The following is an 8,052-nucleotide window of genomic DNA, read 5'->3' as shown; positions in this document are numbered from 1 at the left end:
GGTTTCGAGTGCGGCTTGCCAATAGCCACTCCCGTCGGTACCGAGGCAGTAGAGTCGCTGGCCTTCGGTGACGACGAAGACGAACCCGAGGTTGACTGCGAGTCGCCGTCGGACTTCGCCGAAGAGTTCTCGCGTCCATTTGACTTCGGCCGAGTCCACGTCGACTGCACAGATACGCTCGTCTCGGAGGCCGAGGAACATCGTCTCTCGGTCGTTGGAGAACGCCGGCGGAGTCGTCGGTCTGGCGGGGAGTTCGATGCTGCGGAAGTCGCGGCCTGTCTCGGCGTGGTACGCGGGCAACCTTCGGGGTCCTTGAACGGTGATTCCCGGTGCGTACAGCACGTCGTCGAGAACCGTGGGTGTCGTCCACTGGTCGCCCGGAACGACCTCGACTACGTCCCCTGCCGCGGCATCGACGATTCGAATCGGGTCGCTGGCGGTGTACGCAACTGCCCCGGTGGCCGCCGGTTCCCACGGTGGCATCCCGAAGTCCGCTTCGTATTCGACGACGGGGTCGGAGACGGCGCGCCCGTCGTCGAGATAGGCGGTGTTCGCGTCGTCTTGCGCGTAGGTGGACCAGTCCGCGTCGAACTGAGTCCCTTCGGGTAAGTCGTCGTCACCGACACTGTCGTCACTACCGAGGCACCCGGCGAGTCCGGCGAGCGCTCCAGAACCGACGAGTTGGAGGACGTCACGCCGCCGGAGCGTGCGGCGAGACTGAGAGTCACCCCGCTCGTTCGATTCGGCGTGAGTGGAGGGTGTAGCGGGTGAATTCATCTGTCCTTGAATTCATAACATGGTGACAAGTAGCTTTTCGTCCCGATGGTCGGTGCGCGTCCGCTGGGACGGATAGGCCGTGGAAAAGGTCGAATCTGCGCTGCGAGACGCTCGTCAGTCGAACTCAGGCGGCGGGTCTGGTGCGGCGGGCGGCCGAGCGTTCCTTCATCATGGTTCCGAGTGCGCCACCGAGTGCGCCGGGGATGCCGGCGATGGCGATGATGACGATGGCCGCCGCGAACGTGGTCAGACCGAAGAACACGCCCGTGAACAGGATGTTGAACAGGACGAGGCCGATTGCCACGAAGATGGCACCGAGCGTCGTTCCGACGAGGCCGTTCACTGCGCCATCAGTCCACCCAGTGGTGACCATGTACCCGGCGACGAACCCACCGATAATCCCAGTCAGGATGTAGCCGATTGTCGGGAGTGTGAAGTTCGTAAACGGCACTGTAAAGCCACTGAGGAGGCCGATGATGAGCGTTGCAGCGAAACCGTATGCAATCGCGCGTAGGTTGAGTTCCATAGCGAATCAATATACAACGCCTGAGAGGATGAATTATATTCGCTATCTTTCGGATAATACTGGTGATGAGAGTATCTTTGGTGGCTGATACTCCCGGACAGAGAGCCGTCGTGGCTGTTTGAAGGCCGGCTTTCAGACACCTGGGGCGCCCGACGCTTCGCAGTCTTGTTGCCGAACATTCATTAGCGTCTTCTCGGTACTCACTGATACGCACGTCCTGTTACCGATGTCCCGAACGACACTCCACCGCGTCCTGTCCGCAGTCGGTCTGCTCTGCTTCGTCGTCGGATTCTTGCAACTGCTTCCGTGTCTCTCGTCCGTCTTCCGGTCTTCGTTCAGCCTCGGGCAGTGTTGGTCCGAGTTCCTGCTGACGCTCGTCGGCGCGTTGTTGTTCACTCGATAGGCATCGGCGACCAGAACGCCCGCCTCAGAACGTGCCGCACTCTCGTCGGATACCGCGTCGTTTTTGCCCGCGCACCCGATACATGGCGTAACCGAATGGCCCGATACCACATCGAGACGTACGGCTGTACCTCGAACCGCGGCGAGAGTCGCGCCATCGAGAGTGCGCTCCGCGACGCCGGTCACTACCGCGTCGATGGACCCGAGGAAGCCGACGTCGCCATCATGAACACCTGTACGGTCGTGGAGAAGACGGAGCGGAACATGCTCCGTCGGGCCAAAGAACTCGAACAGGAGACGGCCGACCTCATCATCACCGGGTGCATGGCGTTAGCACAGGGCAACGACTTCCGCGAGGAGGGCATCGACGCTCAGATTCTCCACTGGGACGACGTGCCCACGGCCGTCACCAACGGTGAGTGTCCGACGCCGGGACCGGGTGTCGAACCCGTCTTGGACGGTGTCGTCGGCATCTTGCCCATCGCCCGCGGGTGCATGTCGAACTGCTCGTACTGCATCACGAAGTTCGCCACCGGCCGCGTCGACTCCCCGTCTGTCGACGAGAACGTCGAGAAAGCCCGCGCTCTCGTCCACGCCGGCGCGAAGGAACTCCGCATCACTGGGCAGGACACCGGCGTCTACGGATGGGACAAGGGCGACCGGAAACTCCCGGAACTCCTCGACCGCATCTGTTCGGAGATCGAGGGTGACTTCCGCGTTCGCGTCGGCATGGCCAACCCCGGCGGCGTCCACGGCATCCGTCAGGAACTCGCGGACGTGTTCGCGAAACACGACACCCTCTACAACTTCATCCACGCCCCCGTCCAGTCGGGGTCCGACGAAGTCCTCGAACACATGCGCCGACAGCACCGCGTCGACAAGTTCCGTGACATCGTCGAGACGTTCGACGAGACGCTCGACTACTGGACGCTCTCGACTGACTTCATCGTCGGCTATCCGACCGAGACTGACGACGACCACGCGAAGTCGATGGACCTCCTCCGCGAGATTCGCCCCGAGAAAATCAACGTCACGCGCTTCTCGAAGCGTCCCGGCACCGACGCCGCCGACCTGAAGGGCCTCGGTGGGACCATCAAGAAAGAGCGGTCGAAGGAGATGTCGGAGACGAAGATGGACATCGTCGCCGCCGCCTACGAGGAGATGGTCGGCACCGAACACGACGTACTCGTCGTCGAAGAGGGCACTGGCGACTCCGTGAAGTGCCGCGACGAGGCCTACCGGCAAATCATCGTCCAGAACGCCTCCGAACACGGCCTCGAACCCGGCGACTTCGCGCGGGTGACTGTCACGGCCCACCAGACGGTGTACGCCTTCGGCGAACCCGTCGAAGCGAAAGTCGACCCAGCGACCGCCTGAGAGACGCCACCGAGTTCTCTTTCACGACGACGGACGAATCGACCACACGAGTTCGTCTTCCACCGACGTCGGTGGGTCGCCGTCGAAGTTCGTCACCTCCCACGACGACGCGCCGACGAGTCGTAACAGGAGTTCGAACTCTCGTTTCGTCACCGACTTGAGTCGGTACGACTCCGAGACGACCACGTCGTCGTTCTCGTCGAACAGCACCTTCTCTCCTCTCACGATACCTTCCACGTCGTCTTCGAAGTCCGCGCGGTGGAGGACCCGATACTGCTCGCCGTCTATCGCCACCGCTTCGACTTCTTCGGTCCCGTAGTTCTCCACGACGAACTCGCAGTCCGGCGCGTAGAAGTTCAACACCAACTCGCCATCGTCTGCCGTCGCGTCGAGCAGTGACCTGAGGGCCGCCAGTTGGTCCTCGATGGTCAGGTTGTGCAGGAAGGCCCGAAAAGGGACGATAACGAGGTCGTACGGGTCGGAGACAGTGAACGTTCGCATGTCCGCTTGCCACACGTTCGGGTCGAGTCCGTCTGCCGCCGCATTCTCGCGTAACTGGTCGAGCATCCCTGCCGCGAGGTCGATTCCGTCCGCATCGACGCCTGCGCGCAGGAGTTCGAGGTCGATTCGGCCCGTTCCGCATCCAACTTCGAGGACGCGTCCACCGACGTCGACGGCCCGGTCCACGTAGTACGACACGTCCTGTGTGGGCATCGTCTCCGCGTCGTAGACCTGTGCCCACGCGTCGTAGTAGTCGGTGCTGTCGTCCGATTCCATAGGCGGTCTGCGGCGGAATCGGGCTTAAACCTTCGTCCGCAGGACCCTCACCGACAGGTTGTTGGTCCAACTCCGAGAGTATCGTGTGTGCCTGCTGACGGTCCGCCACTCTCACGAATCGTCGCTCGCGACACCCTCCAGATTGTCCTCGGCATCCTCGTGGTCGGTGCCCTCCTCTTCGTCGCCACTGGCGTCTGGCCACCACTGGTCGCCGTCGAGAGCGGCAGTATGGAGCCAACCCTCGAACGTGGTGACCTCGTGGTCGTCACCGAGCAGGGGCGTTTCACCGGCCCTGCTGCCGACGAGTTCGGCGTCGTCACGGCGAACGAGAGTGAGGGGTACGCGCGTATCGGCAACGCTGGTGACGTCGTCGTCTACGCGCCGCCGGGACGGCGCGGGTCCCCCATAATCCACCGGGCGGTATTCGCCGTCGACGCGGGCGAGAACTGGTACGCACGGGCCAACGAGACGTACGTCGCCGGGGCGGACTCGTGTGCGGAGTTACGCAACTGTCCCGCCCCGCACGCAGGGTACATCACTCGCGGCGACAACAACGACTACTACGACCAGGCGAGAGGAATCGCGCCACCCGTCCGTCCGCAGTGGATACGAGCGAAAGCACAGTTCCACGTGCCGTATCTCGGGTTGGTCAGACTCGAACTCCAGAAGAGGCTCTAGGCACGGCGACGACGCCGTCGGAGTCTATCGGTCGTCACCGCTCCCATCCGGCGTGAACATCGTAAAGCGTTCTTCGTCGTGGTCGTCTTTCCACTCGCCGAGTTCCTTGGGGTCGATGTGGACGAACACGTCGTCGACTTCGTCGATGTTGCGGATGGCCTGTACCACCCACGTCTCGATATCGTGTGCCTCCGTGAGCGTCATGTCGCCTTCGACTTCGATGTGGAGACTCACGTCGATTTCCGGGCCGACGTAGTGGGCCACCACGTCGTGTGCGCCATGCACGTCCGGGTGCGACAGCGCCGTCTGCACGATGAGTGCCCGGAGGTACTCCGGCGGCGCAGCGCCGACGAGGTAGTTCACGTTGTCGCGGACGATTTCGTAGCCAGTGTAGATGATACCGATAGAGACGACCATCGCGGCCAACGGGTCGAGAATCGGATAGCCCATCTGCGCGCCGACGACACCGACGAGTGCCGCCGCCGCCGTGAGGATGTCGTTGCGGTTGTCGAGTGCCGCCGCCACGAGGGCGGGCGAGTTGCTCTCCTTGCCGACGTTCAAGCAGTAGCGATAGAGCACGTACTTGAACACGCCGGCGGCGACGAGGACGAGGACACCGAGGGTCCCTGCGGCCCCGCCGTAACTCTGGTCGAGGATGCTGCTCGTACTCTGCCAGAGGATGGCCCCACCCGCCGCGAAGATACCCACGGCGACGAACAGCGAGACGAACGGTTCGATTCGCTCGTGACCGTGTGGGTGTTCGAAGTCCGGTGGTTTCGTCGTCAGGTAGAGCCCAGCGAGGATAATCGTGCTGTAGACGACGTCGGCGAGACTGTTCACCGCTTCGGACCCGACCGCCATACTGCCCGTCGTCCACCACACCGCCCCCTTGCCGAGGACGAGGAGGACGTTCGCCACGAGGACGACGACAGCGACCCGACGGATGGCCCGTTTCCGCTCCATTACCGTGGCATTCGGGTGTGGGGTTCAAATGCGCTTCGGGTGGTAGCAGGCGTTTAGACGTGGTTCACAACAGTTTTCGAGTCAGTCTAATTCGAAGAAGACGGCCGAGTCGTCGCGGTCGGTGATGGCCCCGTCGAGTCCTGCAAAGGCATCGTGGAGGTGGTCGTACGAGTCGTCGAGTGCCTGTACGAGCACTTTCGTATCCGAGATGACGGGCATGAAGTTCGTGTCGCCGGTCCAGCGAGGGACGACGTGCGTGTGGAGGTGGTCGTCGATGGACCCCCCGGCGGCCGACCCGCCGAGGTTCTCGCCGGCGTTGAACCCGTCTGGGTCGAACGCGGCGTCGAGTGCATCGAGTGTACGCGACTTCAACCGGGCGTGGTCGAGGAGTTCCTCGTCCGAGAGGTCGGCGAAATCGCCGGTGTGACGGTACGGGATGACCATCACGTGTCCCGGCGCGTACGGGTAGTTGTTGAGGAGGACGAACGAGTGCTCCGAGCGAGCGACGATGTTGCTCTCGGCGTCGTCGTCGCGTGCAGGAAGCGCACAGAACGGACAGGAATCGTCGTCTGCATCCTGGTCTCCGTCACGAGTCACCCACTCGATGCGCCACGGGGCGAACAGTTGGTCCATGGCGGGGTGAACGAACGGGGGGATGCAAGCCGTTTCGGTTGTTGTATCTCCGAGACCGGACGGTAGTCCGTGAGCCTTACCGAGTGATGTTCTCGTATCCGTCTTCGGTGACGATGACGGTGTCTTCGGCCTGTCCGACCATCGCGCCGTCTTCTTCCTTCAAGACGGGGTACCCGCGGAGGACGCCCTGCTGTTCGAGACGACGGATGGCCATCTCGGAGCGACCACCTTCGAACCAGCGTGCCGCGAAGGGGAGCAGTTTGTACTTCTCGCGGACTTCGTCGAGGAGTTTGCGCGACATCCGGTCGCGGACCGACCGGTCGTGGACGAGACTATATATCTCGTTTTTCGACCCTTCGGTGACCTTGCCGGACCCGTCGGTTGCGAACGGTTCGATGGCGACGACGTCGCCGACTTCGAGTTCGACGCCGCGGTCGGCACCGCGGTTCGGAATCGTGGGGTCGGTGTGGGCGTCCCACTGTTCGACACCGTGGCCCGAGAGGTTGAGGACCGGCGTGTAGCCGTAGCCACGAATCACGTCTTCGATTTCGGCACCGATTTTCCCGGTGTGTGCGCCCGCTTCGACCATGTCGAGGGCGGCGTCGAGTGCCTCTTCGGCGGACTCGACGAGTTCGTCGTTGCCCGAGAGGTCCACGGTCACCGCCGAGTCGGCGATGTAGCCGTCGACGTGGACACCGAGGTCCAGACAGACCATGTCTTCGCCGAAGACGGTGTCGTCGTCGCGTCCCGGACTCGCGTGCGACGCCTCTTCGTTGACGCTGATGTTGGCCGGGAACGCGCACCCGTCGGCCAGTTCACGAATTCGGTCTTCTGCGTACTCGGCCACTTCGAGGTGGGTGACGCCGGGTTCGACCATCTCGGCCGACTCGTCCATCACCGTTCGGAGGACCTCCCCTGCTTCTCGATACTTCTCGACCGTCTCGTCGTCGAGGGGTCCGATGCTCATGTCCCCGGATTCGAGACCCCGCCGGAAAGCGATTGCGGGACGGGCGGCACCGCACCAACCGACATCGACCGGAGCCCATGGGTCGCACTCCCGTGTCTATATAGCTCAACATTCTGCAACTAGTAACCCTTTCTAACGTGCCAGTTCTGGATACCAGAAGATAGCGCCCACATGAGTGTACCATCTTTCCACCCCGACGTCGCCGAACAGCACCACCGAGTCGACATCGACGAGTGGGACGACGTGTACGTCGTCGGTGACGTTCACGGGTGTCTCTCCGCGCTCGAACGTCTCGTCGACCGCCTCGACCCCTCGGACGACGACCTCGTGGTCTTCGTCGGTGACCTCGTTCGGAAGGGCCCCGACAGCAAGGGCGTCGTCGACTACGTCCGCGAACGTGACAACTTCCTCACCGTCCGCGGAAACAACGAGGAGAAACTCATCCGCGGCACGAAGGAGATAGACGCCCTCACCGACGACGACCTGGCGTGGATAGCGAACCTCCCGGTCGCCATCTCGTGGGAAGATGCACTCGTCGTCCACGGTGGCGTCCATCCCGAGGTTCCACTCGAAGAACACGACGTGGACAAACTCGAAAACACGCGCGCGATGAACCCCGGCGATAGCTACGACGGGCCGTTCTGGTTCGAGCACTACGACGGGCCAGACCGCGTCTTCTTCGGACACACCGTCATGGCACACCCGGCAGTGTTCCGGTACGCGATGGGTCTGGACACTGGCGCAGTCTACGGCGGCGCACTCACGGCGTACGACCTCCACGCGGACGAACTCGTCTCTATCGACGTGGACGTGACCCACGAGTCGCGGAAAGACTCGAAGATTCTCGAACCCCGGCAACCCGCACTGGCCTGAGACCACAATCGGGCGTCCCACCACGACAACCGACCCTCGCCTGCGCCCCGAAACAGGCGGCGAACTAAAGACCGTCGCG

At 62.9% G+C, this 8,052-nt stretch carries 10 protein-coding genes; 4 read left to right on the top strand and 6 right to left on the bottom strand.

Features of this window, described 5'->3' with window-relative positions; all coding sequences use genetic code 11:
- Both AUR66_RS08185 and AUR66_RS08180 read right to left on the bottom strand, forming a co-directional pair.
- Positions 1-777: outer membrane protein assembly factor BamB family protein (locus tag AUR66_RS08185; protein ID WP_157533031.1), on the bottom strand; the 777-nt coding region annotated here is incomplete at its 3' end.
- A 124-nt stretch (positions 778-901) separates the two neighbouring features.
- Entirely contained in the window at positions 902-1,303 is a 402-nt protein-coding gene (locus tag AUR66_RS08180) for a DUF5518 domain-containing protein (RefSeq protein WP_058571968.1), read from the bottom strand.
- Positions 1,304-1,529: 226 nt separating this feature from the next.
- Here AUR66_RS08180 and AUR66_RS21165 point away from each other — a divergent pair, with 226 nt between their 5' ends.
- Both AUR66_RS21165 and AUR66_RS08175 read left to right on the top strand, forming a co-directional pair.
- Positions 1,530-1,706: a hypothetical protein gene (locus AUR66_RS21165; protein ID WP_157533030.1), complete on the top strand. Its 177-nt coding sequence runs from the start codon at positions 1,530-1,532 to the stop codon at positions 1,704-1,706.
- Between the two features lie 95 nt (positions 1,707-1,801).
- Positions 1,802-3,082, top strand: coding sequence for a tRNA (N(6)-L-threonylcarbamoyladenosine(37)-C(2))-methylthiotransferase (locus AUR66_RS08175; RefSeq protein WP_058571967.1), 1,281 nt, complete (start codon positions 1,802-1,804; stop codon positions 3,080-3,082).
- A 21-nt stretch (positions 3,083-3,103) separates the two neighbouring features.
- On the opposite strand, the gene AUR66_RS08170 is transcribed toward AUR66_RS08175, so the two are convergent.
- Positions 3,104-3,859 carry a class I SAM-dependent methyltransferase gene (locus AUR66_RS08170; protein ID WP_058571966.1) on the bottom strand — a complete coding sequence of 252 codons (756 nt, stop codon included), beginning with the start codon at positions 3,857-3,859 and terminating at the stop codon, positions 3,104-3,106.
- Between the two features lie 87 nt (positions 3,860-3,946).
- Between AUR66_RS08170 and AUR66_RS08165 the strand changes: the two genes are divergently transcribed.
- Positions 3,947-4,537 carry a S26 family signal peptidase gene (locus tag AUR66_RS08165; RefSeq protein ID WP_058571965.1) on the top strand — a complete coding sequence of 197 codons (591 nt, stop codon included), beginning with the start codon at positions 3,947-3,949 and terminating at the stop codon, positions 4,535-4,537.
- A gap of 24 nt (positions 4,538-4,561) precedes the next feature.
- On the opposite strand, the gene AUR66_RS08160 is transcribed toward AUR66_RS08165, so the two are convergent.
- From AUR66_RS08160 to map, 3 genes are all read right to left on the bottom strand, one after another.
- Positions 4,562-5,500, bottom strand: a complete 939-nt coding sequence (locus AUR66_RS08160) for a cation diffusion facilitator family transporter (protein WP_058571964.1) — start codon at positions 5,498-5,500, stop codon at positions 4,562-4,564.
- An 81-nt stretch (positions 5,501-5,581) separates the two neighbouring features.
- Positions 5,582-6,133: an HIT family protein gene (locus tag AUR66_RS08155; protein WP_058571963.1), complete on the bottom strand. Its 552-nt coding sequence runs from the start codon at positions 6,131-6,133 to the stop codon at positions 5,582-5,584.
- A gap of 76 nt (positions 6,134-6,209) precedes the next feature.
- Positions 6,210-7,100 (bottom strand): type II methionyl aminopeptidase, encoded by an 891-nt coding sequence (gene map, locus AUR66_RS08150; protein WP_058571962.1) that lies wholly within the window; start codon positions 7,098-7,100, stop codon positions 6,210-6,212.
- 171 nt (positions 7,101-7,271) lie between these two features.
- On the opposite strand from map, the gene AUR66_RS08145 reads away from it, so the two are divergent.
- Entirely contained in the window at positions 7,272-7,973 is a 702-nt protein-coding gene (locus AUR66_RS08145) for a metallophosphoesterase family protein (protein ID WP_058571961.1), read from the top strand.
- The last annotated feature ends 79 nt before the right edge of the window (positions 7,974-8,052 follow it).

This window comes from Haloferax profundi (assembly GCF_001469865.1).
Classification (GTDB): domain Archaea; phylum Halobacteriota; class Halobacteria; order Halobacteriales; family Haloferacaceae; genus Haloferax; species Haloferax profundi.
This window is presented reverse-complemented; position numbering and strand designations above follow the sequence as displayed.

What these genes read in the sequence shown, in the direction of transcription:
- AUR66_RS08180 (WP_058571968.1), bottom strand. Translation starts at nt 1,303, where the DNA reads ATGGAACTCAACCTACGCGCGATTGCATACGGTTTCGCTGCAACGCTC.
- AUR66_RS21165 (WP_157533030.1), top strand. Translation starts at nt 1,530, where the DNA reads ATGTCCCGAACGACACTCCACCGCGTCCTGTCCGCAGTCGGTCTGCTC.
- AUR66_RS08175 (WP_058571967.1), top strand. Translation starts at nt 1,802, where the DNA reads ATGGCCCGATACCACATCGAGACGTACGGCTGTACCTCGAACCGCGGC.
- AUR66_RS08170 (WP_058571966.1), bottom strand. Translation starts at nt 3,859, where the DNA reads ATGGAATCGGACGACAGCACCGACTACTACGACGCGTGGGCACAGGTC.
- AUR66_RS08160 (WP_058571964.1), bottom strand. Translation starts at nt 5,500, where the DNA reads ATGGAGCGGAAACGGGCCATCCGTCGGGTCGCTGTCGTCGTCCTCGTG.
- AUR66_RS08155 (WP_058571963.1), bottom strand. Translation starts at nt 6,133, where the DNA reads ATGGACCAACTGTTCGCCCCGTGGCGCATCGAGTGGGTGACTCGTGAC.
- map (WP_058571962.1), bottom strand. Translation starts at nt 7,100, where the DNA reads ATGAGCATCGGACCCCTCGACGACGAGACGGTCGAGAAGTATCGAGAA.
- AUR66_RS08145 (WP_058571961.1), top strand. Translation starts at nt 7,272, where the DNA reads ATGAGTGTACCATCTTTCCACCCCGACGTCGCCGAACAGCACCACCGA.